Consider the following 26,599-nt stretch of genomic DNA (forward strand, 5'->3'; position numbering starts at 1 on the left):
GGGGTGAAGGGAGGGTCAGAGCGTGACGGGATGGGCCTCCTGGATGCCGTTGATCGTGTGGATGTGGGCCAGCAGGCTGGGGGGGATCGGGTCGTCGATGCTGAGCACCATCACGGCGTCGCCGCGCACGATCCGGCGCCCCACCTGCATCGAGGCGATGTTGACGTTGTGCTCGCCCAGCAGGGAGCCGAGCTGACCAATGATGCCTGGCATGTCCCGGTGACGGGTGAACAGCATGTGGCGGCTGGGAGCCACGTTCACGGGGAACTCATCGATCGTGGTGATGCGCAGATCGCCTTCGGCGAACACCGCTCCAGTCACGCTGTGGCTGCCCTGGGACCCCCTTGAGGTGAGCTGCAACGATCCACCGGCGAAATCACGGCTGGTGTCGTCCTTGACCTCCACCACGTGGATGCCGCGGCTCTTCGCCTCCAAGGAGGCATTCACGTAGTTGATGCGATCGCCAAGGGCGCTTGATAGCAGACCTTTGAGTGCTCCAACCACCAGAGGCTGGGATGGATGGTTGGCGAACGCCCCCTGCAGCCGCACCTCCAACTCCTGTAGCGATCCTCCAGCCATCTGGCTGAGCAGCAGGCCCAGGGTCTCGGCCAACTGGAGATGGGGGCGGAGCTGCTCCATCACTTCCGGGGTGAGCCCGGGAATGTTCACGGCGCTGCGCGCCGGCAGGCCCAATAGCACGTCGCGGATTTGCTCAGCCACGTCGATGGAGACGTTCTCCTGGGCTTCAGCCGTGGAAGCTCCGAGGTGGGGCGTCAGGATCAGCCGCTCCCTCACCCTGCGCAGGGGGGAATCGGCTTCCAGGGGCTCATTGGAGTAAACATCAAGGGCAGCGCCGGCGATGGTGCCCGCCTCCAGTGCTTCCGCCAGGGCCTGCTCATCGACGATGCCGCCCCTGGCGCAGTTGACCAGACGGGCGGTGGGTTTCATCGACTGGAGCAACGCACCATCCACCAGATGCTCGGTATCGGGGGTGCGGGGCAGGTGAAGGCTGATGTAGTCGGCTTCGGCGAACAGAGGCTTGATCGCCAGCAGCTGCACCTGCAGCTGCTGGGCGCGCTCGGTGGAGATGAACGGGTCATAGGCGAGCACCTCCATGCCCATCGCCTTGGCCACCCGGGCCACGTGGGAGCCGATCTTGCCAAGGCCGACCACCCCTAGCTTCTTGTTGTAGAGCTCATTGCCCACATAGGTTTTGCGCTCCCAGCCGCCCGCCATCGTGCTCACGTGGGCCTGGGGGATATGGCGGGAGAGGGCGAACATCAGCGCCAGGGCATGCTCGGCGGCGGCGATGGTGTTGCCTTCCGGTGAGTTCACCACTAGGATTCCGCGCCTAGTGGCGGCAGCCACATCGACGTTGTCGACGCCCACACCGGCCCGGCCGATGATCTTCAGGCGCGGCGCGGCCTCGATCAGCGCCTCCGTCACCTGGGTGCCGGAGCGGATCATCAGGGCCTCGTAATCGCCGATGATCTTGATGAGCTCTTCGGCAGGTAGGCCGGTGCGCACGTCCACCTGCGCCACCTGGGAGAGCTTGTCGATTCCCCGTTGGTCGATCGGATCGGAAACCAGAACCTTTGTCATTATCGGGGCGAATCGGGGCGGTGGTGGGGATCAGGCCTGGAAGGTTCCAGACATCGCAGGGGGTGAAGTGTAGTGAGCTGTCGCCACGGTCCCCGGCGCCAGCGTTGAGAATCGGAGAGTTTGGGGCCTTCCGCTTGGGACTGTGTGTGGTGGTGGTGCTGGAGGATCGCAGCCAGCTGAACCGATTACGGGATCAGCTGAGTCAGCTCAGCCCTGCCCCGAAGGAGCTAGTCGCCGTTGGGGCAGGCGAAACGTCGATGGACGCCATCGAGCAGCTCAACCCGGCGATCGCCCGCCGCAACCGCCAGCAGGGAATGGTGCGTTGGTTGATGCCGTTTGGGTTCTTTGCCGGTCTGATGTTCAGCCTGATCACCAACCTGCACACCTTTGCCTTCGCCGGCTCCATTGGTGAACCGCTGATCGGAGGTCTGTTGGGCATGGGCTCCGGCTGGATGGGCAGCTACGCCGCTGCCGCCAGCGTCAGTTCCGAGACAGATGATCGAGTTCGCAGCCTGCGCAACCGGATCGATGAGGGCAACTGGCTGCTGCTGCTCGAATCCGCTTCCGGGGAAGAGATCCCCTGGATCCTGATTCAGCAGGCCAGGCCCAAGGCGGTGGTGCGCCTGACGGAAAGCTGAGCCCCGATGCCCCCCCTCAGCCCCCCTTCTTGCTCCCCCGGGAGGCCCTGCTGGCGAGCAGCGCGAACCCCGCTGGTCTCGCCCCGCTTCTGCCCTTGGCCGAGCAGGCCTTACGCAACTGGGTACCGGTCTGGAGCAACTTTCTGACCGCGGCGATCCTCGAAGACGCCTTGGAACAGCTCGGCGGGCTCAGCGAGCTGACGCTTCAAGCCAGCGGCGGGCATTCCCAGGCGGAGCGCTGCTGTCTTCGCTTTGAGCGCAGCGACACGGCAAATTCCGAAGCGGCTCCGGAGTGGGCAGCCCTCGAGCAGGCCCCACTGCTGGGCCTGGAGATGCAGGGCAACTTCCTGTTCGATCCAGCCACTCCGGCTGATTTTCGCCAGGGCTTGCTTGCGGCTGGCGCAGCGCCAGGGGAACTCGGCGACCTTTGGGTGCGCGGCGATCGCGGTGCCCAGCTCATCACGACCCAGCCACTGGCCGCCAGGCTGGGCGGCCAGCAGATCCAAGTGCGCACGGTGGCGGTGGAATTGGAAGTGGTGCCCCTGAGTGGCCTGAAGCCGCCGGTACGGCCCCAGCCCAGGGTGCTCTCCACCGTGGAGGCCTCCCTGCGGCTCGATGCGGTGGCTTCGGCGGGTTTCGGCGTCTCCCGCAGCCGCATGGCCGACTGGATCCGCCAGGGGGTCGTGCGGATCAACTGGAGGGTGGTGCGCAGCCCCAGCCGGGAACTGGTTGAGGGTGATCGGGTGCAGCTGGACGATCGCGGTGAACTGACCGTTCTCAAGGTGGAGGCCACCAAGCGTGAGCGTTGGCGCCTGAACCTGAACCGAACCTGATTCCCGTGGGACCAGCCGCTGAGAATCTTCGGCGGGATCAAACGCCGCAGAGCCGGGCCTGGAGGGGCTGGCTGCTAAATTCCCGAAATGGGTCAACACCCATTTCCTGGGGCGATTAGCTCAGAGGTAGAGCACTACCTTGACACGGTAGGAGTCACTGGTTCGATTCCAGTATCGCCCACTCTTTTTCAATCAACGGCTCCACAAAACAGCCAATTGATCACAATTCAGGTAATTGATCACAGTTCAGGAAATTGATTAGCACCCGAGAAAAGGAATGACCGACGGGGCTCACCCTTTCAGTGTGGTCATCGGCATGGGCCGATCGGGCATTGGTGCCGCCCGGCTGCTGGCTACCCGGGGCGAGCGGGTGTTGTTGATGGAGAGCCGGCAGACGCCTGAACTCGACCAGATCGCCCAAGAGCTGCGCGCAGAGGGCATCGATGTCGCCCTTGGTACGCCGCTACGGCTGGAAAGTTTCTCGGCCTTGTTCCCTTCGCTCACCAACGTGGTGGTCAGTCCCGGTATTCCCTGGGACCACGCCGTCCTGCAGGTCATGCGGCAGCAGGGGCTTCCGGTCTGTGGCGAACTTTCGGTGGCCTGGGAGTTCAGCCGCGCCACCCCCTGGATCGGGATCACCGGCACCAATGGCAAGACCACCGTGACCCACCTGGTCGCCCACCTGCTGGAGCGGGCCGGTCTCGACGCGCCGATGGGCGGCAACGTCGGCCGCTCCGCCGCTGAATTGATGATCGAGTGCCAGATCCCGGGGGCTGCTGTGCCCGATTGGTTGGTGGTGGAGTTGAGCAGCTACCAGATCGAGGCCTCACCGGAGCTGGCTCCTCAAATCGGCCTCTGGACCACCCTCACCCCCGACCACCTGGAACGCCACGGAACGCTCGCCAACTACCGCTCGATCAAGCGTGGTCTGTTGAATCGCTGCGAGAGCCGCATCCTCAACGCCGACGATCCCGATCTCCTGGCCCACGCCGCCAGTTGGGACCGGGCCGACTGGGTCACTGCCGGCCGGCGCCAACAGTTGCCTGCCGGTCTCACTGCCCTGATCTGGGTCGAAGAGGGCGTAGTGCACGGCAGCGCCGGCCCGCTCTTCCCGGCCGATTGCCTGCAGATGCCTGGCAGCCATAACCGCCAGAACATGCTGATGGCCGCGGCCGTTGGCCTGAAACTCGGCATTGAGGCCAGCGTGATGGAGGCCGCCTTCCGTTCTTTCCCCGGGGTTCCCCACCGGTTGGAGAAGATTCGGGATCTAGCTGGTGCCAGTTGGTACAACGACAGCAAGGCCACCAACTACGACGCGGCGGAAGTGGCCCTCGCCGCCCTGCCCAGTCCGATGGTGGTGCTCGCCGGTGGGCAGGTCAAACAGGGCGATCCCCAGGCCTGGTTGAAGGCCCTCGATCGCCAGGCCGGGGCCGTCGTTCTCTATGGCGAAGCCCGCGAAACGTTTGCTGCCCTGCTGGCCTCCAGCGGTTACGGCGGTGAAGTCCATGCCTGGGAGGGCCTCAGCGAGGCCGTTGCTGAAGCCGGGCGGCTTGTCGCCAGCGGTGACTACCGCACCGTGCTGCTCTCACCAGCCTGTGCCAGCTTCGATCAATACGGCGACTTCGAAGCCCGCGGGAATCACTTCCGCTCCCTTGTCACGGCACTCGAACCCTGATGGCCATGGCTCATTGGTTGATGAAGAGCGAGCCCGACGTTTATGGCATCGACCATCTGGCCCAAGAAGGCAGCACGCTCTGGGACGGCATCCGCAATTACCAGGCGCGTAATTTCATGCGCAGCATGGCGGTGGGTGATCAGGCGTTTTTCTATCACTCCAACACCAAGCCCCCGGGCATCATCGGTTTGATGGAGGTGATCGAAACCGGGATTACCGACCCCAGTCAGTTCGAGCACACGTCTCCTTATTTCGATCCGTCCTCCAGCTCTGAAGCGCCTCGCTGGGATTGCGTTCGCTTGCGCTATCTGCGCCGCTTCAAGTACCTGCTGAGCCTTGATGCCCTGCGCGAGAACTTCAGCACCGAGGAACTCACGGTGGTGCGGCGAGGAAACCGGCTCTCGATCCTGCCGGTGCCAGCGGCTACGGCCCAACGGCTCTTCGACCTGCTGGAATCGGGGAACTGATCCCACGGCCTACGAGGCGATGGAGCCTGCCACAGCGCCCCCCCTGTTGATCGGGGCCACGCTGCGGCAGGGCTTCGAGGTCTTCGCGCGGGCCCCCGGGGCGTTCATCGCCTTCACCTTGATCGGTGCCGTCAGCCAACTGATCAGCCAGGCACTGCAAAACAGGGCCACTGCCGAGCTCGCCAGCCAGAGCGAACCGATCGTGGCCTTCGTCGCCCTGGCCCTGCTGGGTCTGCTTTGGAGTGTGGTCAGCACGCTCTGGTTCAACGTCGGCTTGATCCGCGGAGCCTGGCTGGCGCTCTCCGGCCATCCCCCCCGCCTGGCTGATCTCGTCCGCGTTGATGGCGCCGCGATGCGACGCCTGTTGGCGGTCTGGCTGCTGTTGTTGCTGGTCTTTGTCCTGATCCTCTCCAGCACCGCCCTGATCGCCGGCCTGGTGAGCTTGGTCTCTGCGCGTCTGGCCCTGCTGCCGCTGATCGCCGGTGCTGCGATCTTTGTTGCCGTCTGGAGCGGCCAGCTGATTCAGCTGCCGACCACGGTCATCGGTCAGCAAGGTGCGCTGGCCACTTTCCGCTGCGGGCAAGGGCTGCTGGCGGCCCAGGGGTGGCGGCTTCTCGTGCTGGCCTTGGCCATGGCCGGGATCCTGGCCCTGGGGCTGCTGGCGCTGGGAGTGGGGCTGCTGGTGGCGGTGCCCGTGGTGGGCTGTTGTCAGGCCGTGGCCTACCGGCAACTGCGTGATCTGGAGTCCGCTGTGGCGGCGCGCCCTCAGCGCTGAAACATATTGGCGACATAGCACTGGGTCACCGCCCGGCTCTGGACCCCGTTCTGGACCAGAAACCCGGCCAGAGCGGCTTGGAAGAGGCGGTACTGGTCCCAGTTCGGATGGGATTCAATGAAGCTGCGCATCGACCCCAGCAGGGCTTCGGGTACCTCCGCCCGCATGCTCACCACCGCTGGGTCGGGGGCCATCGGCTCGGCCGTTGGCCGAGCCGGCGGGGCCATCGCCGCAGCAGCAGGGTGATGGAACCCGCCGAGCTCAGAAACGTCCAGGTCAGGAGTGCTGAGGAAAGAAGCAGAGGCCATCGGCACGGGTTCGCTGAGACACCAGTTCTCCACACCGCCGCTGCGCCGTCAAATCGCCCAGCCGGGCTCCGGGAGCAGCGATCCCAGCCTGAGATTCCAATCCTCAGGGGCTTGTGCGGCGCCCAGGTCTCCAGCTGATCTGGCTTGAATCGATCGACGGCCCTTGTCAAGGGGAGAACCAACAGCGAGGCGTTTCTCCACAGGCTTGAGCAGGGGGCGGGGCTTCGAGCTCTTTGGGCTGGGGAAAACCTGTGCAAAATCTGCGGGGAAGCTGCGACCAGCCGGGGAGGGGTGCGGCGATCAGCAGTCCTGATCGCGCTCAAATCAGGCTGGCAGTCTCAACAGGGCGGACCGGGCCATGGGCTCGCTGGCCAGGCCATGGGCTCAAAGAGGTAAGGCCAGCAGGGCCTCGGCCCAGGCCCTACTGGCCGGCGAGGGCCAATGGCCCTCGATGCCCCGTTGCCAGGCCCCAGGGCTGAGAACAAAGCGCAGGGACCACTCGCCGCGATTGCCTTCGATGCTCATCCAGCAGCAGTCCCGCTCGCACTCCAGTGCGATGAGCTCTTCGGCCATCAAGCCTGAAGCGATCGCTTCGCGCTGTTCCAGCAAGCTGGCGATCACCTGTCGCAGCTGGAGCGCTTCTGCTGTGGTGAGCTCCGCCGCCCAGCCCTCACCACCGATCAACACAGAAAAAGGCTGGCGTGCCGGCTCCCAGGCCAGACGCCAACCTTCTCCCTCAGCGGACCAGCAACCTGGATTCAAGACAGGCGATCAGCCGGGCAACAGATCCGGCTGATCCTGTTCATCGCTGAGCTCAACGATCGTGCGCTGCACCGGCTTGACCATGGATTCCTCCAGGAGGCCATCAAAGTCGTCGAATCGGCGCTGCTTGGCCCGGAAGGCGATCTTCACGGTGGTGAGGTAGCGGTTGCTGGAGTGACGAATCAAACTCTCAGCCCGCTGAGCCAGCTCTTTGGGGTTGATCGCGGAACTGGTATACAAAACAATCTGTCAATTTCTCCAATATTAAGCCAGGGCCGCTTGGCAGACCCAGCTGCGCTGATCGGGCGCCGCGCTGATCCGTGCTGCGCTGATCAGCCAAGATTGCAGTTAGACCCACGGTCAGCTCAGCGTGCCTGATTCGCTTGGCCCCGTCACCGCCCCAGCGATTCTGTTGCCCATTGATTGAAGGGACGCTGGCCATCGACCTCGGCAGCACCACCACGGTGGTGGCTTTCCAGCCCGCAGGCGGTGGGGCAATTGAACTGGTGCCTGTCGAGCCGTTCAGTAGCGGTGCTCCTTGCGTCATCCCCAGCCTGGTCTGGCTGGCTGGAGCTGCTTCCGGGCAGGTTTTGATCGGCCGCCAGGTTCAGGAGGCCGGCCTGGCCCGCGCTGAGAGTCCCCAGCTCAGCCGCGATTTCAAGCGCTGGATCGGGGTTGGCCCCAACTCCCGGAGCCGCCCGGCCTTGCTCAGCCCAGAAGAGGCGGGCTCCCTGCTGCTGCATCGCATCTGGGAGCAGCTGCCAGACAGGCTCGCGCCGAACCGGCTGGTGCTCACCGCTCCGGTCGACGGCTACCGCGGCTACCGGCAGTGGTTGCAGGACATCAGCCAGGACTTGCCGGTGGCCGAGGTGGCCTTGGTGGATGAACCCACCGCCGCCGCCATCGGCGCTGGACTTGCCCCGGGCAGCCGTGTGCTCGTGCTGGACCTCGGCGGCGGCACCATCGATCTCGCCTTGGTGGCCCTGGAGGGCGGGCGAGGGCGGGCCGCGCCTATCGCCCAGCTGCTTCGCTTTGCCGGCCGTGATCTGGCCAGCAGCCGCCAAGCGTTGCGCTGTGCCCGGGTGCTGGGCAAGGCGGGCCTGGCCCTGGGCGGCAGAGATCTGGATCGCTGGATCGCCGCTGATCTCGCCGGTGCTGCTCCGCCCTCGGGGGCGTTGTTGGAAGCGGCTGAACAGCTCAAATGCAAGCTCAGTTTCGAGCCGTCCAGTTCCGTGCTCTGGTGCCCACCGGGAGAACCCAGCCGGGAACTCAGGCTCAGCCGCCAGGCCCTGGAGGAGCTGCTCGAGCGCAAGGGCCTGTTGCAGCTGCTCGATGATCTGCTCGAGACGGTGCTCGCAGGAGGACGTGCCCAGGGCGTCAGCCTTGGCGACGTCGATGCGGTGCTGCCCGTTGGCGGCACCAGCCGCATGCCCCTGATTCGGCGCTGGCTCGAGGAGCGTTGTGCCGGTGTTTCGATTCTCGATCAACACCCGGTTGAGGCGATCGCCGTCGGCGCGCTTGCCCTCACCCCTGGGGTGCGGATTAAGGATGTGCTCGGCCAAGGTGTTTCGCTGCGTTGCTGGGATTCGCGCAGCGAGGCCCACCGCTGGCATCCCCTGTTCCTCGCAGGTCAGGGCTGGCCGACGGCAGAGCCGCTCGAACTGGTGCTGGCCTGCAGCCGCGATGACCAACGGCAGCTGGAGCTGGTGTTGGGCGAACCAAGTCAGGAGCAGCGCGCCGAGGTGGTCTTCCGCCAGGGCCTACCCGAGCTCAGCCGGCGCGAGGCCGGGGAGAGCCGCGTGGAGCCTTGGAGCCGGCAACCGGCCGGTCTGCCCCTGGAGCCGCCCGGAAGCCGGGGGGTGGACAGGCTGCGATTGCGTTTCGGGATCAACGAGCAGGCCCAACTGACCATGGCCAGTGAAGATCTGGTCAGCGGCCGAGTCAACGAACCGATCAGCCTCGGATCGGTCCGTTAGCGACAGGGCCTGCCGTGCGGTGGACAATGGTTCGGCTGCCCCCTTGCCGGAGGCCATCAATCGATGGTATGCCTAGTAAGGAGTTGGTCTTCGTATTGCTTTCGCCTTGGCCCTTCGCCACCACAGGCTGCCCCGCTTCTGGTTGGCACTGACTCTCGGGCTAGTGGCTGCCGGTATCGGTGCGGCTTACTGGTGGGAATCCCAGCTACCGGGCCGACTGCAGCAGGCGGCGAGCGCTCGCAACTTTCCGGATTGCCTTAAATACAGCGATCAGCTCGCAGCCCTGCGCTGGATGAGTGGACGCGCGCCCAGGGAGCAGGGACTGTGTAGAAGGATCAAGGCCGAAGAGCTATGGCAGGCCACGGATTACACCGAGGCCCTGAAACTCCAGCTTTTGCTTAGCAACTCCACCGCCGGCACGTCTGAGGACAAGCAACGCCTCAATGCCTGGCAACAGGAGTTGAAGGCCAAGGCCCTGGCTCGCTTTGAAGCGGGAGATCTGGAGGGTGCCATCGACTTGCTCAGGCCGATGGGAGAGCACCAACACCCCGATGGCAACGCCTATGGCGACAATTTGCGTGAATTCTGGAATCGCAACCGCCTTCAGGAGGAGCGGGCCCGCAGCATGATCGCCCAGAAGCGTTGGTGGGAAGCCCTTGATGCACTCAATCGCCTCGACCATCCCTGGTGGTTGAGCCAGACCACGGGGCTCAAGCGCCAGGTGGAGCAGGAAATCTCCGGGCTCAAGGCCAAGGAACAGGAGCGCCACAGCCACGGCGAGATGGCTTTGAACAGCGTGCCGATCGCTGACTTGGACCGGGAGGTGCAGCGCAATATCAGCCTCGGTCTTGATGATTGGTCTGCCTTCACCAAGGCCTGCAACACGCTGGGTGGCAATTTGGTCGAAGCCGGCCCTGAAACGGCTTGTCAGCGTTGATGCGGGCCCATGACAGGATTGGGGCCCAGTGCCAATGCCCCCATGCAGCAGGGAGAACAGGTCAAGGTCAGCCAGAGCGTGGTGGTGTTCACCCACCCGGAACATCGCGGCAAGCCCTTTGATCTCCTGGGGCAGCAGGGGGAAGTGTTTCGGGTCCTTGACGATTGGAAGGGCCGTCCGATCAGCCCGACCCTGCCGGTGATCGTCGCCTTCGGGAAGTTCCGCGCCCATTTCCGGGCCGATGAACTCGAACGGGTTGGCGGGACGGCCTGATTAGCAGCGCTGCAGAAACACCCCGTCCACCCCATCCACGTCCTGGAGGCAGAGTTGGATGTTCTCCTGCCGACTGGTGGGCACGATCCGGCCGCAGAAGTCGGGTTGGATCGGCAGTTCCCGGTGACCACGGTCCACCATTACCAGCAGCCTGACCGCTTCGGGTCGGCCCCAGGTGTGCAGGGCCTCCAGTGCAGCGCGCGTGGTTCGGCCGGTAAAGATCACGTCATCGACCAGCACTACCTCACGGCCTTCGATCGCAGCCGGTAGGTGAGTGGCCTCCACCAGGCGGGTGCCGACCCGTTCGAGATCGTCGCGATAGAAGGTGGGATCAAGGCTGCCCTGGTCGACGGCATGGCCGGCGCTAGTCTCCAATTGCTGGGCCAACACCCTGGCCAGGGCAACTCCGCGGGTGGGGATGCCGAGCAGCATCAGCTTTCTACTGTCGGCCGCACTCTCGAGCACCTGGGAGGCGAGGCGATGAACGGTGCGGGTCAAGTCCTGAGCGGAGAGGATTTCCACTCGCCTGGCTGGACTCGAAGATTCCATGGCATGGCCTTAAGGAAAACCATCGTAGGAACCGGGCTGTTCATGGCCAAAAGCTGACTCTTGGGCACGGATAGAGCAAGGGGTCAACCGGGCCAAGGTAAATTCATGACAGAACGCGAATTGGACGCCGGCCCCGCAGGGGTGACACTGCCTAGATCTATGACCCATGGCATCCACGCGCAACCGTCTTCAGCCCCAGCTACCTCCCGCTCGGCCGTCAACTCTGAAGGTTCTGTAGCCCCTGTTGTGCTGGCGATTCTCGATGGCTGGGGCTATGGGGAGCCTTCCGAATCCAATGCGATTTCCCTGGCTGAAACGCCGGTGATGGATGCGCTCTGGGAGGCCTATCCCCATGCCTTGATCCAGGCCAGCGGCGCTGATGTGGGTTTGCCTGATGGTCAGATGGGCAATTCCGAAGTCGGCCATCTCACGATCGGCTCGGGACGCGTCATCCGCCAGGAATTGGTCCGGATCAGCAAAGCGGTCAAAGACGGCAGCCTGGCCCTCAATCCGGCCTTGAATGGCCTGGCCGATCGCCTCCTTGCCGATGGCGGACAGCTGCACCTGATTGGTCTCTGCTCCGACGGCGGCGTCCACAGTCATCTAAGCCATCTCGCTGGCCTGCTGCACTGGGCGGCTGGCCGCGGCATCCAGGACGTCTGCATCCACGTCATCACCGATGGCCGCGATACCCCTCCCCAGAGCGCCATCCCGTTCATTGCCCAGATCGAGGAGCAGATCGAGGCGGCTGGTGTCGGTCGCATCAGCACGCTCTGCGGCCGCTACTGGTCCATGGATCGCGATAACCGCTGGGACCGTACCGAAAAGGCCTATCGGTTGCTCACCGAAGCGACCGATTGCAGCGATCTGGGTCCAAGGCAAGCCATCGAATCGGCCTACGCCAGCGGTATCCATGACGAATTCATTGAGCCGGTGCGTTTCAGCAGTGATGTCCTCAGCCCCGGTGATGGGCTGGTCTTTTTCAACTTCCGACCCGACCGGGCCCGCCAGCTGATTCGCTCCTTGGTCGTCGAGCCCTTCGACGCCTTTCCCCGCCAACGTCTCTCACCCCTCCATCTGGTTACCTTCACGCAATACGAACTCGGGTTGCCGGTTGAGGTAGCTTTCCCACCCGAATCCCTCGACGGACTGCTGGGCCAGGTGGTCTCCGAGCACCATCTGCGCCAGTTGCGGACTGCTGAAACCGAGAAATATCCCCACGTCACCTATTTCCTCAACGGTGGCATCGAACAACCGTTCCCCGGCGAAGACCGCCAGCTGGTGCCCTCCCCCAGGGTTGCCACCTATGACCAGTCTCCGGAGATGTCCGCGGCCGTGCTCACGGCAAGCTGCATCGCCGCGATCAACAAGGGCTTGTATTCCCTGATCGTGATCAACTACGCCAACCCTGACATGGTGGGCCACACCGGCCAGATGGAGGCCACCACGGCGGCGATCGCTACGGTGGACCGTTGTGTCGGGCAGCTGCTTGAGGCCACCAACCGCAAGGGAGGAACGCTGCTGATCACGGCGGATCATGGCAATGCCGAAGTGATGGAAAGCAGCGACGGCAGGCCATGGACGGCCCACACCACCAATCCCGTGCCGGTGATTTTGGTGGAAGGCGAAAAGCGCAAATTGTCTGGCCGTGGTGCCAACGCCCATCTGCGCAGCGGCGGTGGTCTCGCCGATGTTGCCCCCACCTTGCTAGAGATTCTTGGCTTGCCCCAACCGGCACGGATGACCGGACGTTCGTTGATCGAACCAGCCGATGTGGTCACCACCTCCGGCAGTCAACCCCAGGCCCTGCAGGTTTAAGCCTCCTGGTTTCGGGCCTTGCTGGCCCGGGCCCGGGGTGTTGCCGTTACTTCGATAAGCTTGGCCGATGCTTATTGCCATTCTCTCCTGGGTCTGGATCGGCACCGGTGTGCTGCTGATCGTCAGTGTCCTTCTGCACAGTCCGAAGGGCGATGGCATGGGCGGTCTGGCCAGCAGCGGTGGCTCCATGTTCAGCAGCGCCCGCAGCGCTGAAGACACCCTGAATCGGATCAGCTGGACCCTGCTCGCAGTTTTTCTCGGTCTGGCCGTGCTGCTCAGTGCGGGCTGGTTGCGTTGAGCCCGATCAATCGCCGCAGTCTGCTCGCCGCCCTTGGCGCCATGCTTAGCCCGTTGCTCGGCGGCCGAGCGGCCGAGGCGGCCTCAAAGGCGAATGACCCCAATTGGCAGCTCAGTGAGGCGGCCTGGAAACAACGGCTCAGTCCGGCGGCCTTTGCCGTGCTCAGGCGCGAGGGCACCGAGCCGCCATTCAGCAGTCCGCTCGACAAGGAAAAGCGCAAGGGCACTTTTGTCTGTGCCGGTTGCCAGCTGCCCTTGTTCAGCTCCAGCGCCAAATTCGACAGCCGCACCGGCTGGCCAAGTTTCTGGCAGCCCTTGCCGAATGCGGTGGTCACCAAACTTGATTTCAAGTTGATCCTGCCCCGCACCGAATACCACTGCCGACGTTGCGGTGGCCACCAGGGGCATGTCTTCAACGACGGCCCCCGTCCCACCGGCAAGCGTTACTGCAACAACGGCGTCGCACTGAATTTCATTCCAGGCTGAAGGCGGTTATTCGGGTATCGAGGTGAGCCGATCCCTGGGTGACGGAAGTGCCCAAGGTTGATGGCCGACCATAAAAAAGGGCCCCCGAAGGGGCCCAAGCAGAGCAGTCGCTGCAGATCAGTAGTCGAAGTCGCCGCCCATGCCGCCGCCGCCGGCGGGAGCTGCTTCCTTCTTGTCAGGCATGTCAGCCACGATGCACTCGGTGGTGAGCACCATGCCGGCAATGGAGGCGGCGTTCTGCAGGCCCGAACGGGTCACCTTGGCGGGGTCGACGATGCCGGCAGCCAGCATGTCCACGTACTCACCGGTGGCGGCGTTGTAACCCTCGTTGAAGGGCATACCCTTGACGTGCTCGGCTACGACGGCGCCGTTGACGCCGGCGTTCTGGGCGATCCGCATCAAAGGAGCGCTCAGGGCGGAGGCCACGATCGTGGCACCGATCAGCTCCTCACCGGAGAGATTGGCAGCCGCCCACTCTTCCAGGGCCGGAGCCAGGTGAGCAAGGGTGGTGCCGCCGCCTGGAACGATGCCTTCCTCAACAGCCGCCTTGGTGGCGTTGATGGCATCTTCGAGGCGCAGCTTCTTGTCCTTCATCTCGGTTTCGGTGGCAGCGCCCACCTTCACCACGGCCACACCGCCGGAGAGTTTGGCCAGGCGTTCCTGGAGCTTCTCTTTGTCGTAGGTGGAGTCGGTTTCGTCGATCTGCTTGCGGATCTGCTCGACCCGGGCTTTGACGGCCACTTCGTTGCCATCGGCCACGATGGTGGTGGTGTCCTTGTTGATGGTGATGCGGCGGGCGGTGCCGAGCATCTCCAGCTTGGTGTTCTCCAGCTTGAGACCGGCGTCCTCGGTGATCAGCTGACCGTTGGTGAGAACGGCGATGTCTTCGAGCATGGCCTTGCGGCGATCACCGAAGCCAGGGGCCTTGACGGCGGCCACGTTGAGCACGCCGCGCAGGCGGTTCACCACCAAGGTGGCAAGGGCTTCCTTCTCGATGTCTTCGGCGATGATCAGCAGGGGCTTGCCGGTGCGGGCGATCTGCTCGAGCACAGGCACGAGATCCTGCACCAGGCCGATCTTCTTGTCGGTGAGCAGGATGTAGGGCTCCTCGAGGATGGCTTCCATCCGCTCGGTGTCGGTGGCGAAGTAGGGCGAGATGTAGCCCTTGTCGAAGCGCATGCCTTCGGTGACCTCCAGTTCGGTGGTCATCGACTTGCCTTCTTCCAGGGAGATCACCCCTTCCTTGCCGACTTTGTCCATCGCATCGGCGATCATCTGGCCGACTTCTTCGTCGTTGCCGGCGGAGATGGTGCCCACCTGGGCGATGGCATTGGAATCGGAGATCGGCTTGGCGTGCTCCTCGATCTTCTTGACGAGGAAGTCGGAGGCCTTGTCGATGCCCTTTTTCAGGGTGATGGCGTTGGCGCCGGCGGCCACGTTGCGCAGACCTGCCTTGACCATGGCGTGGGCCAGGACGGTGGCGGTGGTGGTGCCATCACCAGCGGCGTCGTTGGTTTTGGAAGCGGCCTGACGGATCAGGGCCACACCGGTGTTCTCGATGTGATCCTCGAGTTCGATCTCTTTGGCGATCGTGACGCCGTCATTGATGATCTGGGGGGCGCCGAATTTCTTTTCGAGCACCACGTTGCGGCCTTTGGGGCCGAGGGTGACAGCCACGGCTTCAGCCAGGATGTCGATGCCTTTTTCGAGGGCCCGTCGGGCGTTCTCGTTATAGATGATGCGTTTGGCCATTGGAGTCAGTCTCTAATTAAGAGGATGGGGTGGAGCGGGAGCAGCGGACCAGATCCTGGGCTCAGTGAACGATCGCCAGGATGTCCTTCTCGGAGAGCAGCACGAACTCGTTGCCGCCGAGCTTGATGTCGGTGCCGGCGTACTTGCTGTAGAGCACCTGATCTCCGACGCTCACCTCAGGGGATTGGCGGGTGCCGTCGTCGTTGCGCTTGCCGGGGCCCACTTGAACCACCTCACCCACTTGGGGCTTTTCCTGGGCGGTATCAGGAAGCAGGATTCCGCCGGCGGTTTTTTCGTCGGAGTCTGAAACCTTGACAAAAACACGGTCTCCGAGCGGCTTGACCGTGGAGACGGTGAGAGAAACAGCAGCCATGATTCAATGCGACAGCAACAGGGATGACGCTGATGACGTCATGAAACGGACGAGTTAGCACTCGTGCTCGTTGACTGCCAACCTATGGCAGCAGCGTGATCGAGCGCAATCCGCAGCAGGGGCGGTTCACCGAACAGTCAACGGCGCCACAACTGGTTGTTCGGGGCCTACTCCCGTGCCGGTGGTAAGTTGACTCCGCTTTCGGCGGGTATGGATCCCGCTGTGCGATCCCCAATCTTTCCTATGGCTGCTGCTGCTCCCGTCAACACCGGCTCCAAGGGCGTTGTGCGCCAAGTGATCGGTCCAGTGCTCGACGTGGAATTTCCTGCCGGCAAACTGCCTCGCATCTTCAATGCCCTGCGCATCAGTGGCCGCAACTCCGCCGGACAGGAGATCGCCCTGACGGCCGAGGTGCAGCAGCTGCTCGGAGATCACCGCGTTCGGGCGATCTCGATGAGCTCCACCGACGGTCTGGTGCGCGGCATGGAAGCCTTAGACACCGGCTCACCGATCTGTGTCCCGGTGGGAGAAGCCACCCTCGGCCGCATTTTTAACGTGCTTGGGGAGCCGGTGGACGAGCTCGGTCCTGTCACATCCAAGCTGACCGCCTCAATCCACCGCGAAGCTCCCAAGCTCACCGAGCTGGAAACCAAGCCCAAGGTGTTTGAAACCGGCATCAAGGTGATCGACCTGCTCGCCCCCTACCGCCAAGGCGGCAAGGTCGGCCTGTTTGGCGGTGCTGGTGTCGGCAAAACGGTGCTGATCCAGGAGCTGATCAACAACATCGCCAAGGAGCACGGCGGCGTCTCGGTGTTCGGTGGTGTGGGCGAGCGCACCCGCGAAGGCAACGACCTCTACGAAGAGTTCAAGGAATCCGGAGTGATCAACTCCGAGGATCTGACCAAGTCAAAAGTGGCGCTCTGCTTCGGCCAGATGAACGAGCCTCCCGGTGCTCGCATGCGCGTGGGCCTTTCGGCGCTCACCATGGCCGAGCACTTCCGCGATGTGAACAACCAGGATGTCTTGCTCTTCATTGATAATATCTTTCGCTTCGTCCAGGCAGGATCGGAAGTGAGCGCCCTGTTGGGTCGCATGCCGTCCGCCGTGGGTTATCAGCCCACCCTTGGCACCGACGTCGGCGAGCTCCAAGAGCGCATCACCTCCACCCTTGCAGGCTCCATCACATCGATTCAGGCTGTGTATGTGCCTGCCGACGATCTGACCGATCCAGCTCCCGCCACCACCTTTGCCCACCTCGATGCCACCACGGTTCTGAGCCGTGGTTTGGCCTCCAAAGGCATCTACCCGGCTGTGGATCCTCTCGATTCCACCAGCACGATGCTTCAGCCGGCCGTCGTCGGAGATGATCACTACCGGACAGCGAGGGCAGTGCAATCTACACTGCAGCGTTATAAGGAACTTCAGGATATCATCGCCATTCTTGGTCTCGATGAACTTTCTGAAGACGATCGCAGTACCGTGAACCGGGCCCGCAAGATCGAGAAATTCCTCTCTCAGCCCTTTTTCGTGGCCGAGATCTTCACGGGTATGTCCGGCAAATACGTGAAGTTGGAAGACACCATCAAGGGCTTCAACATGATTCTTGCTGGTGAGCTTGATGATCTTCCCGAAGCAGCTTTCTATCTGGTCGGCACGGTTGAAGATGTCAGGGCGAAGGCAGAAAAGCTGAGCGCTGAAGCTAAATCCTGACTTGATCATTGTTGAATCGCCATTCTGAAGACCCCCGCCGATGACAATCAACCTGCGCGTTCTGGCACCTGATCAGAGCGTTTTCGATGGCGATGCCGACGAGGTGATCCTGCCCAGCACCACAGGCCAACTGGGTATCTTGCCGGGCCATGTGTCCTTGCTGACGGCCCTTGATGTGGGCGTGATGCGTTTGCGGATGGGCAAGGATTGGACCTCCATTGCCTTGATGGGCGGTTTTGCCGAGGTGGAAGCGAACCAGGTGACTGTGCTGGTGAACATCGCTGAACTCGGCTCCAGCATTCAGCCTGATGAGGCCCAGAAGGCCCTTGATGAGGCCCAACTTGCGGCCACCGGCTTTGAGGGGCAACCTTCAAGCAGCGACAAGATCAAGGCCCAGCAGACCCTGGCCCGTGCGCGCGCACGTCTCCAGGCCAGCCGAGCCTCCTGAAGACTGGAGACACCACAGCCAGGTCATGAAAAAAGCGCCCTTTGGGGCGCTTTTTTGTTGGTATGGCTTGGGCGTTTATTGCGCTTTGGCCAGCTGATTCAGGCCGTACCGCAGAAGGTGACGTCGGGGAACTTGAGCTTGGCCTCATCCAGCGACTTGCCTTTGCCTTCTTCCTGCCAGTAATTGATCACCTCAGTGGCCTTGTTGAGGATTTCAACGCGCTCGTTGTCGGTGATCCAGGATTTGGCTTCCAGTTCCGTCTTCATCGTTTCCCAGGCATCTTCGCGAGGCCAGAAGAAGTAGGAGGTGAGGGGGCTGGGGCCACCGCCGACGATCTGATCGACGGCCAGGGCGACGTTGGTGGGCAGCCAGAGGATCTTGAGCAAAAAGCGGCCCTCATCGGCTTTCGGCGTATGACCGGAAGGAACGCCGTCCTCATCAACCGTGGCCGTGGCCAGGGCCGCACTGGCGCCGCTCAGGGCCGGCCGCCCTTTCGTGGTGCCCTCGTCGTCTTCAGCGGCAGCAGCGGTTTCCGCCGGGCTGTGACGGGTCAGCTCCCTATTGGCAGCTCCTGGTTCGGGCGAGCTGGGGGCTGGCACACGCTTTACCGTGGCTGGAACGGATGCAGGAGTGGAGGCTTCGGCCGCCTCAATCTCTGGAGCAGCACTGTCTGGGGCCGTCATGGGTTCGGCGCTCAAGGCATAAAATCAAACATCAAACCTACCAGCCCAGCCGAGACACCCCTGAGTCAGCAAGCCGTTCTGCTCTTCGATATCGATGGCGTGATCAGGGATGTGGGCGGCAGTTACCGTCGCGCCCTGGTTGAAACCGTGAAGCATTTTTGCGGTTGGAGTCCGCAAGCTGCAGCGATTGATGCGCTCAAGGGCGAAGGAATCTGGAACAACGACTGGGATGCAGCACTGGAGCTGCTGCGCCGCCATGGCCACAGCCCCTTGCCGGCCCATGCCGCCCTGGTGGATGTCTTCAGCCGCTTTTATTTCGGTGGCGATCCCCAGGCGGATCCCGCCAGTTGGAGCGGTTTCATTCGCAACGAACCGTTGCTGGTGGAGGCGGCCTTCTTCGAGAGCCTCAGCGCTGCCGGGATCGCCTGGGGATTCGTCAGTGGTGCCGAGCCCAGCTCGGCTCGCTATGTGCTTTCGGGCCGGCTGGGCCTGGGTGATCCGCCCCTGGTGGCCATGGGCGATGCTCCCGACAAGCCTGATCCCGCCGGCCTGCTTCGGCTCGCCACCAGCCTTTGTGCTGGCACCCTGGGGGCCGGAGCCCCACCTGTCGCCTATCTCGGTGACACCGTGGCTGACGTGCAGACGGTGCTTAACGCCCGCAGACAACGGCCCGATCAGCGCTGGCTGAGCCTGGCGGTGGTACCACCTCACCTGCAGGTTCCGGGTCTGGAGGAGCAGCGCAGCGCCTACGAAGACAGCCTGCGCGCTGCCGGAGCCGATCGCTTGCTCCCCTCCACCTCCGCACTTCAGCCCGCCGGCCTGCTCAAGTGGCTGGCCTCAGGCTCCTGATTCAGCGCTCCAGCGCCGCCACCGACTTGAGCGCGGCGGCGCTGAGCACCTCATGGCCGCCCGCTGTCACGGCCACATCGTCTTCGATGCGGATGCCGATGCCTTTCCAGCGGGGATCAATGCTTGGTTGACCTTCCGGGATGGGAAGCCGATCACTCACGTACAAACCTGGCTCCACCGTGAGCACCATGCCCGGCTCCAGCGGCTGCGGATGCTCGCCGAGGCGATAGGCCCCGACATCGTGGACATCGAGGCCCAGCCAGTGGCCGGTGCGGTGCATGTAGAGGTGGCGGTAGGCCCCTTGCTCGATCAGGCCATCCACCTCTCCCACCAGCAGGCCCAGGTCCACCAGCCCCTCGACGAGCACCCGTAGGGCCGCCCCATGCACCTGCTCGGCATCGGCCTCGGGCCTGACCGTGGCGATCGCCTTCTCCTGGGCGGCGAGTACGAGTTCATAGAGGGCGCGTTGCTCTGCGCTGAAGCGCCCGTTGATGGGGAAGGTTCGGGTGATGTCGCCGTTGTAGTAATCGCTGAGGCTGCAGCCGGCATCGATCAACAACAGGTCGCCACCGACAAGCGGGGCGTTGTTGCTGGTGTAGTGCAGCACGCAGGCATTGTCTCCGCCCGCCACGATCGAGCCGTAGGCCGGTCCGCGCGCCCCCTGCTCCATGAAGTGCTGCTCGATCACCGCCTGCACCTGCCGCTCATTGAGCCCCGGCCGCGCCAGCTGGCGGGCCCGTTCATGGGCCTCCGCTGAGATCCGTCCGGCCAGCCGCATCCGCTCGAGTTCATCGGCAGACTTGCGCAGTCGCAGCGCGTGCAGGAGCGGGCAGGGTGCCACCAGGCCCATGGCCGCCTGGCCGTTGCGCGGGGCACGGTCGAGCTGGGCTGCCCAGGCAGCCAGCAGCAACGGCTCCACATCCGGATGGCGACCTATCCGGAAGGCCAGGCCCTCCGCTCCCTGCAGATAGCCGCCCAGCCGCTCCGCCAGCTCCTGGCGGGGATGGGCCAGATCGGCCCCGAACTGTTCGACGGCTCCTTCACATCCCCAGCGGAACCCGTTCCAGACCTCGGCGGCAGGATCCTTCGGCTCCACGAACAGAACGAAGGGGTGCTCGGGGCAATGGGGCAGGAACAGGGCCACCGCGCCGGGTTCATCAAAGCCGGTGAGATACCAGAAATCGCTCTGCTGGCGGAACGGATGCTCCACATCGGCATGGTGGGTGACCAGCGGCGCCGCCGGAATAACGGCCGCCACGCCGCCGAGCTGGTCAAGAAAGCGCGCTCGGCGCTGGCCGAACTCTGCGGCGGTGATCACCATGGAGGCAAGCTCAGAACAGCAGGACGTTGGCACAACCGATTAAATGAATGGTATGGGTCCCAGAGTGCAAGGACGGTATGGGCATGAGCCGGCCACGATGACGCTGAGCGGATGAACGAGCTGCTTGGGCTGGCCGGATTGGTCGCCTTCATTCTGGTGGGTTCGGCGGTTTGCTCCGGCGTGGAAGCCGCCATGCTCACGGTCAACCCGCTGCGGGTCTACGAACTGGCAGGCCGCGACCGGCCGGTGCGGGGCGCCAAAGCGCTGCTGGCGCTCAAGACACGCATGGGCCGGGCCCTGGCGGTGCTCGTCATTCTCAACAACGGCTTCAACATCTTCGGCAGCCTGATGCTGGGCAGCTACGCCGGCTGGGTGTTCGCCTCCCAGGGGATCGACAGGGTGGCCCTGCCCCTGTTCTCCGTTGGGCTAACCATTCTGGTCATCCTGCTGGGCGAGATCCTGCCCAAGGCGATCGGCAGCCGTCTGGCCCTGCCGGTGTCCCTGGCCAGCGCCGCTCCGCTCGGCCTGGCCCTGAAATTGATGCTGCCGCTGGTGCTGGTGCTGGAGCGGCTGTTGCCGGCGATCACCGCCGAGAGTGAACTCACCACCGATGAGGGCGAGATCCGCCTGCTGGCCAGGCTGGGCTCGCGCACTGGCCAGATCGAAGCCGATGAAGCCGCGATGATCGGCAAGGTGTTCCAGCTCAATGACCTGACGGCTCGCGACCTGATGGTGCCGCGGGTGTCGGCGCCGACCCTCTCGGCTGAGACCCAGCTGGAGAGCGCCAAGGCGTTGCTGCTGGCCAACACAGCCGCCTGGTGGGTGGTGCTGGGGCGCGAAGTGGATGAGGTGCTCGGGGTGGCCAGTCGCGAAAGCCTGCTGGCGGCCCTGGTGGAGGGCCGGGGTCAGGCCACCGCCTTGAGCCTGACCCTGCCGGTGGAATTCGTGCCGGAGATGATCCGGGCTGATCGCCTGCTGACTGCCTTCCGGCGCAGCAGCCATTCGGTGCGGGTGGTGGTGGATGAGTTCGGCGGCTTCGTCGGTGTGATCGGTGCCGATGCCGTGCTGGCCGTGCTGGCTGGCTGGTGGCGCCGGCCCCAACCGGCGGCGGAGCCGATCCCGTGAGCGCGACCCTGCGGGCCCCCCATGAGGTCATCCAAGCCGACAGCCCAAGCCGCTGCGAGGCGCAGTTGCTGCGCTGGCGCCAGCGCCTGGTACTCAGCGAACGGGAGCGCTCCGCCCTGGCCCCCGAGCTGGCGGGCCTCGATCGCCAGCTGCAGCGCCTGGCCGCCCGCCGGCTCCAGGTGGCCGTTTTCGGCCGGGTCGGGGTGGGTAAATCGAGCCTGCTCAATGCCTTGCTCGGGGAGGAGCGCTTCGCCACCGATCTGGCCCATGGCTGCACCCGCCTTCAGCAGCAGCAGGCCTGGAATCAGCCGATCTCCGGGCTTGCGGGCCTCGCCTTGATCGACACACCGGGCATCGATGAAGTCGCTGCTGCTGCCCGCCACCGCCTGGCGGCCCGGGTGGCGCTTGCGGCAGACCTGGTTCTGTTCGTGCTCGATGGCGACCTCACGGCACCGGAATCCCGGGCGCTGGAGCAGATGCTGCGCCTCGGCAAACCCCTGCTGCTGGTGGTCAACCGGATCGATTGCTGGCCTGCAGCTGAACGGGAGGCGCTGCTGGCGAGCATCCGTGGGCGTCTGCCGTCGGCGGCCCGGGATCTTGAACTGGTGGCGGTCTCGGCGGCGCCACGGCGGGCCCGGCTGCTTGGCGATGGCCGGGTCCGCAGCGAGCCGGTGGCGGCGGCGATCGGACCGCTCCAGGATCGATTGCTGGCCCTGCTCGAAGAACGTGGCCGCCTCCTGCTCGTGCTCAATGGCCTGCGTGCAGGTGATCGCTTCAGCCGGCACCTGCAGGCCTGGCGCCTGGGGCAGCACCGCAGGGCGGCCCAGGGGCTGATCGGCCGCTTTGCCGCACTCAAGGCCACCGGCGTGGCGACCAACCCCTTGGTGCTGATGGATCTGGCCGGATCGATGGCCATCGATGCGGCTTTGGTGGTGCAGCTCTGCCGGCTCTACGGTCTCAAGATCAATGGGGCCCAGGCCAGGCGCCTGCTGGGCCGGCTCAGTGGCCACGGCGCCCTGCTGGGCGGCACCCAGATCGGCATCCAGCTGCTGCTGGGCGGGTTGCGCCAGCTGCTTCTTCTTGCCGCTCCGTTCAGCGGTGGCTTGTCGCTGGCGCCTGCCGCACCGGTCGCCCTGGCCCAGGCCGCCCTGGCCGTGCACACCACCCGTCGCACCGGCCGGCTGGCGGCGGCCGAACTCCAGCTCGGTGCCCGCCTCGGCCTCGGTGGTCCCGGTGGCCTGCTCAGGCGCCTGGCCGAGCAGGATCCCCAGGTGAACCGCTGGCTGCGTCACTGCCAGGCCAGCGACGGCGGCCTGGCCAAGGCCCTGCTGCCGTGAGCGATCTGGCCCTGTTCGGCACCAGTGCTGATCCGCCCAGCCTCGGCCACCGTGCCCTGCTCGCCGGGCTCGCCAACCACTACCCCGAGGTGCGCACCTGGGCCAGTGACAATCCCTTCAAGCAGCACGGGGCGTCCTTGATGGTTCGGGCCGCCTTGCTGCAGGCGGTGGTCGATGGTCTCGCCAATCCTCGCCTGCGCCTGGCCCAGGAGCTCAGCAGCCCCCGGGCGCTCGACACCCTGGAGCGGGCGGCCCAGCTCTGGCCAGGCTCCCGGCTGGTGTTTGTGCTGGGCAGCGACCTGTTGCCCCAGATCCAGACGTGGTATGCGGTTGAGGCGATTCTCAGCCGCTGTCGCCTGGCTGTGGTGCCTCGCCATGGCTGGCCGCTGCAGGCGGCCCAGCTCGATGGCCTGCGCCAGCGGGGCGGCGAACTCGAGATCCTTCCCCTAGAGATCCCCGCCACGGCCAGCTCCCTGATCCGCCTCCACCCCGACCCCGAACTGGTGCCCGAGGAGCTGTGGCCGATGCTGCGGGAGCAGAATCTCTATGGCTTCCGTTCTTGTGAACCCAGCCAGGCGCCGCCTGCTCGGCCCAATCCCCTTCGCCACCGCCCCGTGCGCTGATGCGTCTTGCCCTGGCCCAGATCAACCCGCTGATCGGTGATCTGCAGGGCAATGCAGCCCTGTTGCTCGAGGCCAGCCGCCAGGCCGCAGCGGCCGGTGCCGATCTGGTGGTCAGCCCGGAACTCTCGCTCTGGGGCTATCCCCCCCGCGACCTGCTGTTGCGGCCGGCCCTGCTGCGCCAGCAGGCGGAGGTGCTGCGTGCCATTGCCAGCGAACTGCCCCGGGATCTGGGTCTGTTGGTGGGGGTGGCCGAGCCCCTGGCTGGCGAAAACCTGCCGGCCCTGCACAACTCGGTGGCCTTGGTGGAACCTGGTGTCTGGCGGATCGTGGCCCGCAAGCGCCTGCTGCCCAGCTACGACGTCTTCGATGAGCGTCGTTATTTTCGCCCGGCCGACCAAGCCTGCCTGCTGGAGGTGGAGCGCCGCGGCCGGCGCTGGTCGATCGGCCTGACCATCTGCGAAGACCTCTGGGTGGAGGAGGACGTGCTCGGCCACCGGCTCGCCGGGGCCGATCCGATCGCCGAGCTGTTGCCCCAGCGGCCCGACCTGCTGCTGAACATCTCGGCCTCCCCCTTCGTGCAGGGCAAGCCGGGCCTGCGTCGCCGGCTGGCTGCCGCGGCGGCGGCCCGGCTGGGCTGCCCGGTGGTGTACGTGAACCAGGTGGGTGGCAACGACGAGCTGGTTTTTGATGGCGCCAGCTTCGTGGTCGATGGGGCCGGCCAGGTTCTGCTGCAAATGCCCTGCGCCGCGGCTTCCCTGGCGCTGTGGACGCTGCCGCAGCCCGGGGCGGAGCCAGCGGATCCAGCCGCGAAGCCGCTGCCCACAGAGGAGCCTGAGCCGCTCGAGCAACTGTTCCGGGTGCTGGTGCTGGGGGTGCGCGATTACGCCCGCAAGTGTGGCTTCGAGCGGGCCCTGCTGGGCCTCAGCGGCGGGATTGATTCCGCCCTTGTCGCGGTGATCGCGGCGGCAGCGCTGGGTGGGGACCACGTTGAGGCCCTGCTGCTGCCCTCCCCCTACAGCTCCGAGGGCTCCCGCTCCGATGCCACCGCCCTGGCTGAAAGGCTCGGCATCCGGCATCAGCTCGTGGCGATTGCCAGCTTGATGAACGGCTTCGATGAGGCCCTGAGCGGCCCCTTGCAGGGGGCTCCGCTCGGCCTGACAGCTGAGAACCTGCAATCGCGGATCCGCGGCACCCTGCTGATGGCGGTGGCCAACCAGCAAGGCCAGCTGCTGCTTGCCACCGGTAACAAGTCGGAGCTGGCGGTGGGGTACTGCACCCTCTACGGCGATATGAATGGCGGCCTGGCCGTGATCGGCGATCTCTACAAAACCACCGTGTTCCGCCTCTGCGCCTGGCTGGATTCGCCGGCGGCCGGCCCCTGCCGCTCCAGCTTGGCCCTGCCGCGCAACGGCGAACTGATCGGCAGCGCCATTCGCGAGAAACCGCCCAGCGCCGAACTGCGCCCCGATCAACGCGATACCGACTCCCTTCCCGATTACGACGAACTCGATCCGCTGCTCAAAGCCTTCATCCAGGATCTGCGCAGCCCTGAGCAACTGATTGCCGCTGGCGTGGAAGCCTCCTTGGCCCAGCGGGTGCACCGGCTGTTGCGGCGGGCCGAATTCAAGCGCCGGCAGGCGGCTCCCCTGCTCAAGGTCAGCGACAGGGCCTTCGGCAGTGGCTGGCGCATGCCGATCGCGGCAGGGCCGCCCTGAGTGTTTTCCGCAGCTCCCGATCACAGGCTTGGCCCCGGCAACGCGGGATTTTCCACGCAAACCCCTGCAATCGGGCCTGATGCCCGCCAATCTGGGATCAGCTTCTGAGTTGCATGACAGCCAATGGCCCGGCGGCGCCGATCGCGAGCATCGGCGTTCCCACCGAGATCAAGCGGGATGAGCAGCGGGTGGCCCTCACCCCGGATGGGGCCAGTGAGCTGGTCTCCAATGGCCTCGAAGTGCGGGTGCAGGCTGGAGCCGGCACCGGAGCTGGGATCAGCGACGAGAGCTATGCCGCCGTGGGCGCCCGCCTGGTGAGCTGTGAAGAGGCCTGGGCCGCCCACCTGGTGGTCAAGGTCAAGGAACCGCAGCGAGAGGAGTTCGGCTTCCTGCGCCGCGATCTGGTCCTGTTCACCTACCTGCACCTGGCCGCCTATCCCGATGTGGGCCGGGCCCTGCTTGAGGCCGGCACCACCGGGGTGGCCTACGAAACGGTCCAGCTCGACAACGGCAACCTTCCCCTGCTGGCGCCGATGAGTGAGATCGCCGGTCGCCTGGCGGCCCAGGTGGGGGCCCATCTGCTGGAGAAACCCCATGGCGGTCGTGGCGTGCTGATCGGTGGCTGCACCGGGGTGCGTCCCGCCCGGGTGGTGGTGCTCGGCGGTGGCACGGTGGGCTGGAACGCGGCCCGGCTGGCGGCGGCCATGGACGCCGAGGTGCTGCTGCTCGACCATTCGCCCCAGCGCCTGCGGACTCTGGAGTCGGATCGGCGTGGCCGGATGACCGGCCTGGTGAGCAGCCGCACCTTGATCGAGCGGCTGGTGCCGAGTGCCGATCTGTTGATCGGAGCCGTGCTCACCCCCGGCGGGCGGGCGCCAACGCTGGTGGATGAGGATCTGGTGCGGCGGATGAAACCGGGTTCGGTGATCGTCGATGTGGCGATCGATCAGGGGGGCTGCATCGCCACCAGCCGCGAAACCACCCACACCGATCCGGTCGTCACGATTCACGGCGTGCAGCACTATGCCGTCGGCAACATGCCCGGGGCTGTCCCCTTCACCTCCACCGAAGCCCTGATGAGTGTCACGCTCCCCTACATCGTCGGCATTGCCGGCCGCGGCCTGCTGGAAGCCGTCACCGAGCGGCCCGAACTGCTCTCAGGGCTCAACACCGTGGATGGTGCGGTCTGCCATCCCGGCGTCGCCAAGGCCCTGGGGGTGCCCACCCGCCACCCGATGGCCTGCCTGCGCTGAATCCCTTATGTGTC

28 protein-coding genes and 1 tRNA gene are annotated in these 26,599 nt (G+C 65.0%); 20 read left to right on the forward strand and 9 right to left on the reverse strand.

The window, feature by feature from the left end:
* Nucleotides 1-15: 15 nt before the first annotated feature.
* Nucleotides 16-1,602, reverse strand: coding sequence for a phosphoglycerate dehydrogenase (gene serA, locus ACXMDM_RS07150; RefSeq protein WP_071801173.1), 1,587 nt, complete (start codon nucleotides 1,600-1,602; stop codon nucleotides 16-18).
* Between the two features lie 134 nt (nucleotides 1,603-1,736).
* Between serA and ACXMDM_RS07155 the strand changes: the two genes are divergently transcribed.
* The 6 genes from ACXMDM_RS07155 to ACXMDM_RS07180 all read left to right on the forward strand — a co-directional run bounded on the left by ACXMDM_RS07155 (nucleotide 1,737) and on the right by ACXMDM_RS07180 (nucleotide 5,990).
* Nucleotides 1,737-2,240: a hypothetical protein gene (locus ACXMDM_RS07155; protein WP_259723323.1), complete on the forward strand. Its 504-nt coding sequence runs from the start codon at nucleotides 1,737-1,739 to the stop codon at nucleotides 2,238-2,240.
* Between the two features lie 29 nt (nucleotides 2,241-2,269).
* Complete coding sequence (locus tag ACXMDM_RS07160; protein WP_083544663.1) at nucleotides 2,270-3,073, forward strand: photosystem II electron transport protein, Sll1252 family; 804 nt, start codon at nucleotides 2,270-2,272, stop codon at nucleotides 3,071-3,073.
* Nucleotides 3,074-3,182: 109 nt separating this feature from the next.
* Nucleotides 3,183-3,254: transfer RNA gene (locus ACXMDM_RS07165), tRNA-Val, on the forward strand.
* A gap of 96 nt (nucleotides 3,255-3,350) precedes the next feature.
* A complete protein-coding gene (gene murD, locus ACXMDM_RS07170; protein WP_071801176.1) occupies nucleotides 3,351-4,748 on the forward strand; it encodes a UDP-N-acetylmuramoyl-L-alanine--D-glutamate ligase in 1,398 nt (465 codons plus the stop codon).
* A 5-nt stretch (nucleotides 4,749-4,753) separates the two neighbouring features.
* Nucleotides 4,754-5,215: an EVE domain-containing protein gene (locus ACXMDM_RS07175; RefSeq protein WP_120352851.1), complete on the forward strand. Its 462-nt coding sequence runs from the start codon at nucleotides 4,754-4,756 to the stop codon at nucleotides 5,213-5,215.
* Nucleotides 5,216-5,234: 19 nt separating this feature from the next.
* Nucleotides 5,235-5,990 carry a hypothetical protein gene (locus ACXMDM_RS07180; RefSeq protein WP_071801178.1) on the forward strand — a complete coding sequence of 252 codons (756 nt, stop codon included), beginning with the start codon at nucleotides 5,235-5,237 and terminating at the stop codon, nucleotides 5,988-5,990.
* Here the strand turns inward: ACXMDM_RS07180 and ACXMDM_RS07185 are convergent.
* From ACXMDM_RS07185 to ACXMDM_RS07195, 3 genes are all read right to left on the reverse strand, one after another.
* Nucleotides 5,981-6,298, reverse strand: a complete 318-nt coding sequence (locus ACXMDM_RS07185) for a DUF2811 domain-containing protein (protein WP_499569285.1) — start codon at nucleotides 6,296-6,298, stop codon at nucleotides 5,981-5,983. The two genes, ACXMDM_RS07180 and ACXMDM_RS07185, sit on opposite strands and share 10 nt — an antisense overlap.
* 384 nt (nucleotides 6,299-6,682) lie before the next feature.
* Nucleotides 6,683-7,060 carry a DUF1818 family protein gene (locus ACXMDM_RS07190; RefSeq protein ID WP_259723322.1) on the reverse strand — a complete coding sequence of 126 codons (378 nt, stop codon included), beginning with the start codon at nucleotides 7,058-7,060 and terminating at the stop codon, nucleotides 6,683-6,685.
* Nucleotides 7,061-7,069: 9 nt separating this feature from the next.
* Complete coding sequence (locus ACXMDM_RS07195; protein WP_071802213.1) at nucleotides 7,070-7,282, reverse strand: DNA-directed RNA polymerase subunit omega; 213 nt, start codon at nucleotides 7,280-7,282, stop codon at nucleotides 7,070-7,072.
* A gap of 200 nt (nucleotides 7,283-7,482) precedes the next feature.
* Between ACXMDM_RS07195 and ACXMDM_RS07200 the strand changes: the two genes are divergently transcribed.
* From ACXMDM_RS07200 to ACXMDM_RS07210, 3 genes are all read left to right on the forward strand, one after another.
* Nucleotides 7,483-9,036: an Hsp70 family protein gene (locus ACXMDM_RS07200; RefSeq protein WP_499570376.1), complete on the forward strand. Its 1,554-nt coding sequence runs from the start codon at nucleotides 7,483-7,485 to the stop codon at nucleotides 9,034-9,036.
* Nucleotides 9,037-9,142: 106 nt separating this feature from the next.
* Nucleotides 9,143-9,973, forward strand: a complete 831-nt coding sequence (locus tag ACXMDM_RS07205) for a hypothetical protein (RefSeq protein WP_071801181.1) — start codon at nucleotides 9,143-9,145, stop codon at nucleotides 9,971-9,973.
* Nucleotides 9,974-10,015: 42 nt separating this feature from the next.
* Nucleotides 10,016-10,246, forward strand: coding sequence for a ferredoxin-thioredoxin reductase variable chain (locus ACXMDM_RS07210; protein ID WP_071801182.1), 231 nt, complete (start codon nucleotides 10,016-10,018; stop codon nucleotides 10,244-10,246).
* Here the strand turns inward: ACXMDM_RS07210 and pyrR are convergent, their stop codons facing one another.
* The gene (gene pyrR, locus ACXMDM_RS07215; protein WP_071801183.1) at nucleotides 10,247-10,795 is read right to left on the reverse strand and encodes a bifunctional pyr operon transcriptional regulator/uracil phosphoribosyltransferase PyrR; all 549 of its coding nucleotides are present in this window, start codon (nucleotides 10,793-10,795) and stop codon (nucleotides 10,247-10,249) included.
* Between the two features lie 159 nt (nucleotides 10,796-10,954).
* Between pyrR and gpmI the strand changes: the two genes are divergently transcribed.
* The 3 genes from gpmI (at nucleotide 10,955) to msrB (ending at nucleotide 13,396) form a co-directional block, all read left to right on the forward strand.
* Nucleotides 10,955-12,613, forward strand: a complete 1,659-nt coding sequence (gpmI, locus tag ACXMDM_RS07220) for a 2,3-bisphosphoglycerate-independent phosphoglycerate mutase (RefSeq protein ID WP_083544513.1) — start codon at nucleotides 10,955-10,957, stop codon at nucleotides 12,611-12,613.
* A gap of 67 nt (nucleotides 12,614-12,680) precedes the next feature.
* Nucleotides 12,681-12,911, forward strand: coding sequence for a preprotein translocase subunit SecG (gene secG / locus ACXMDM_RS07225; protein WP_071801184.1), 231 nt, complete (start codon nucleotides 12,681-12,683; stop codon nucleotides 12,909-12,911).
* A gap of 41 nt (nucleotides 12,912-12,952) precedes the next feature.
* A complete protein-coding gene (msrB, locus tag ACXMDM_RS07230; RefSeq protein ID WP_071802215.1) occupies nucleotides 12,953-13,396 on the forward strand; it encodes a peptide-methionine (R)-S-oxide reductase MsrB in 444 nt (147 codons plus the stop codon).
* Between the two features lie 117 nt (nucleotides 13,397-13,513).
* Here msrB and groL read toward each other — a convergent pair whose 3' ends face one another.
* Nucleotides 13,514-15,148, reverse strand: coding sequence for a chaperonin GroEL (gene groL / locus ACXMDM_RS07235; protein ID WP_259723319.1), 1,635 nt, complete (start codon nucleotides 15,146-15,148; stop codon nucleotides 13,514-13,516).
* Nucleotides 15,149-15,209: 61 nt separating this feature from the next.
* Nucleotides 15,210-15,521: a co-chaperone GroES gene (groES, locus tag ACXMDM_RS07240; RefSeq protein WP_071801186.1), complete on the reverse strand. Its 312-nt coding sequence runs from the start codon at nucleotides 15,519-15,521 to the stop codon at nucleotides 15,210-15,212.
* 243 nt (nucleotides 15,522-15,764) lie between these two features.
* Here groES and atpD point away from each other — a divergent pair, with 243 nt between their 5' ends.
* Both atpD and atpC read left to right on the forward strand, forming a co-directional pair.
* Nucleotides 15,765-17,231: a F0F1 ATP synthase subunit beta gene (atpD, locus tag ACXMDM_RS07245; protein ID WP_259723318.1), complete on the forward strand. Its 1,467-nt coding sequence runs from the start codon at nucleotides 15,765-15,767 to the stop codon at nucleotides 17,229-17,231.
* A gap of 40 nt (nucleotides 17,232-17,271) precedes the next feature.
* The gene (gene atpC / locus ACXMDM_RS07250) at nucleotides 17,272-17,679 is read left to right on the forward strand and encodes an ATP synthase F1 subunit epsilon (protein ID WP_259723317.1); all 408 of its coding nucleotides are present in this window, start codon (nucleotides 17,272-17,274) and stop codon (nucleotides 17,677-17,679) included.
* A gap of 98 nt (nucleotides 17,680-17,777) precedes the next feature.
* Here atpC and ACXMDM_RS07255 read toward each other — a convergent pair whose 3' ends face one another.
* Nucleotides 17,778-18,377, reverse strand: a complete 600-nt coding sequence (locus ACXMDM_RS07255) for a 30S ribosomal protein PSRP-3 (RefSeq protein ID WP_499569286.1) — start codon at nucleotides 18,375-18,377, stop codon at nucleotides 17,778-17,780.
* A gap of 84 nt (nucleotides 18,378-18,461) precedes the next feature.
* Here ACXMDM_RS07255 and ACXMDM_RS07260 point away from each other — a divergent pair, with 84 nt between their 5' ends.
* Nucleotides 18,462-19,211 carry a TIGR01548 family HAD-type hydrolase gene (locus ACXMDM_RS07260; RefSeq protein ID WP_499569287.1) on the forward strand — a complete coding sequence of 250 codons (750 nt, stop codon included), beginning with the start codon at nucleotides 18,462-18,464 and terminating at the stop codon, nucleotides 19,209-19,211.
* Between the two features lies 1 nt (nucleotide 19,212).
* Here the strand turns inward: ACXMDM_RS07260 and ACXMDM_RS07265 are convergent, their stop codons facing one another.
* Nucleotides 19,213-20,532, reverse strand: coding sequence for an aminopeptidase P N-terminal domain-containing protein (locus tag ACXMDM_RS07265; RefSeq protein ID WP_259723315.1), 1,320 nt, complete (start codon nucleotides 20,530-20,532; stop codon nucleotides 19,213-19,215).
* 111 nt (nucleotides 20,533-20,643) lie between these two features.
* Between ACXMDM_RS07265 and ACXMDM_RS07270 the strand changes: the two genes are divergently transcribed.
* The 5 genes from ACXMDM_RS07270 (at nucleotide 20,644) to ald (ending at nucleotide 26,585) form a co-directional block, all read left to right on the forward strand.
* Nucleotides 20,644-21,657, forward strand: a complete 1,014-nt coding sequence (locus tag ACXMDM_RS07270; RefSeq protein ID WP_259723314.1) for a CNNM domain-containing protein — start codon at nucleotides 20,644-20,646, stop codon at nucleotides 21,655-21,657.
* Nucleotides 21,658-21,686: 29 nt separating this feature from the next.
* Nucleotides 21,687-22,994, forward strand: a complete 1,308-nt coding sequence (locus tag ACXMDM_RS07275) for a GTP-binding protein (protein WP_259723366.1) — start codon at nucleotides 21,687-21,689, stop codon at nucleotides 22,992-22,994.
* Nucleotides 22,991-23,617, forward strand: coding sequence for a nicotinate-nucleotide adenylyltransferase (locus ACXMDM_RS07280; protein WP_259723313.1), 627 nt, complete (start codon nucleotides 22,991-22,993; stop codon nucleotides 23,615-23,617). Before ACXMDM_RS07275 ends, ACXMDM_RS07280 begins: the two co-directional genes overlap by 4 nt.
* A complete protein-coding gene (locus tag ACXMDM_RS07285; protein WP_259723312.1) occupies nucleotides 23,617-25,332 on the forward strand; it encodes an NAD+ synthase in 1,716 nt (571 codons plus the stop codon). Before ACXMDM_RS07280 ends, ACXMDM_RS07285 begins: the two co-directional genes overlap by 1 nt.
* A 113-nt stretch (nucleotides 25,333-25,445) precedes the next feature.
* A complete protein-coding gene (ald, locus tag ACXMDM_RS07290; RefSeq protein WP_259723311.1) occupies nucleotides 25,446-26,585 on the forward strand; it encodes an alanine dehydrogenase in 1,140 nt (379 codons plus the stop codon).
* Nucleotides 26,586-26,599: the final 14 nt, after the last annotated feature.

Source organism: Synechococcus sp. CS-603 (genome assembly GCF_977929215.1).

Coding starts and splice junctions, on each gene's coding strand:
- serA (WP_071801173.1), bottom strand. CDS start 1,602: ATGACAAAGGTTCTGGTTTCCGATCCGATCGACCAACGGGGAATCGAC.
- murD (WP_071801176.1), top strand. CDS start 3,351: ATGACCGACGGGGCTCACCCTTTCAGTGTGGTCATCGGCATGGGCCGA.
- ACXMDM_RS07175 (WP_120352851.1), top strand. CDS start 4,754: ATGGCTCATTGGTTGATGAAGAGCGAGCCCGACGTTTATGGCATCGAC.
- ACXMDM_RS07180 (WP_071801178.1), top strand. CDS start 5,235: ATGGAGCCTGCCACAGCGCCCCCCCTGTTGATCGGGGCCACGCTGCGG.
- ACXMDM_RS07185 (WP_499569285.1), bottom strand. CDS start 6,298: ATGGCCTCTGCTTCTTTCCTCAGCACTCCTGACCTGGACGTTTCTGAG.
- ACXMDM_RS07210 (WP_071801182.1), top strand. CDS start 10,016: ATGCAGCAGGGAGAACAGGTCAAGGTCAGCCAGAGCGTGGTGGTGTTC.
- pyrR (WP_071801183.1), bottom strand. CDS start 10,795: ATGGAATCTTCGAGTCCAGCCAGGCGAGTGGAAATCCTCTCCGCTCAG.
- gpmI (WP_083544513.1), top strand. CDS start 10,955: ATGACCCATGGCATCCACGCGCAACCGTCTTCAGCCCCAGCTACCTCC.
- secG (WP_071801184.1), top strand. CDS start 12,681: ATGCTTATTGCCATTCTCTCCTGGGTCTGGATCGGCACCGGTGTGCTG.
- msrB (WP_071802215.1), top strand. CDS start 12,953: ATGCTTAGCCCGTTGCTCGGCGGCCGAGCGGCCGAGGCGGCCTCAAAG.
- groL (WP_259723319.1), bottom strand. CDS start 15,148: ATGGCCAAACGCATCATCTATAACGAGAACGCCCGACGGGCCCTCGAA.
- groES (WP_071801186.1), bottom strand. CDS start 15,521: ATGGCTGCTGTTTCTCTCACCGTCTCCACGGTCAAGCCGCTCGGAGAC.
- atpD (WP_259723318.1), top strand. CDS start 15,765: ATGGCTGCTGCTGCTCCCGTCAACACCGGCTCCAAGGGCGTTGTGCGC.
- atpC (WP_259723317.1), top strand. CDS start 17,272: ATGACAATCAACCTGCGCGTTCTGGCACCTGATCAGAGCGTTTTCGAT.
- ACXMDM_RS07265 (WP_259723315.1), bottom strand. CDS start 20,532: ATGGTGATCACCGCCGCAGAGTTCGGCCAGCGCCGAGCGCGCTTTCTT.
- ACXMDM_RS07270 (WP_259723314.1), top strand. CDS start 20,644: ATGAACGAGCTGCTTGGGCTGGCCGGATTGGTCGCCTTCATTCTGGTG.
- ACXMDM_RS07285 (WP_259723312.1), top strand. CDS start 23,617: ATGCGTCTTGCCCTGGCCCAGATCAACCCGCTGATCGGTGATCTGCAG.
- ald (WP_259723311.1), top strand. CDS start 25,446: ATGACAGCCAATGGCCCGGCGGCGCCGATCGCGAGCATCGGCGTTCCC.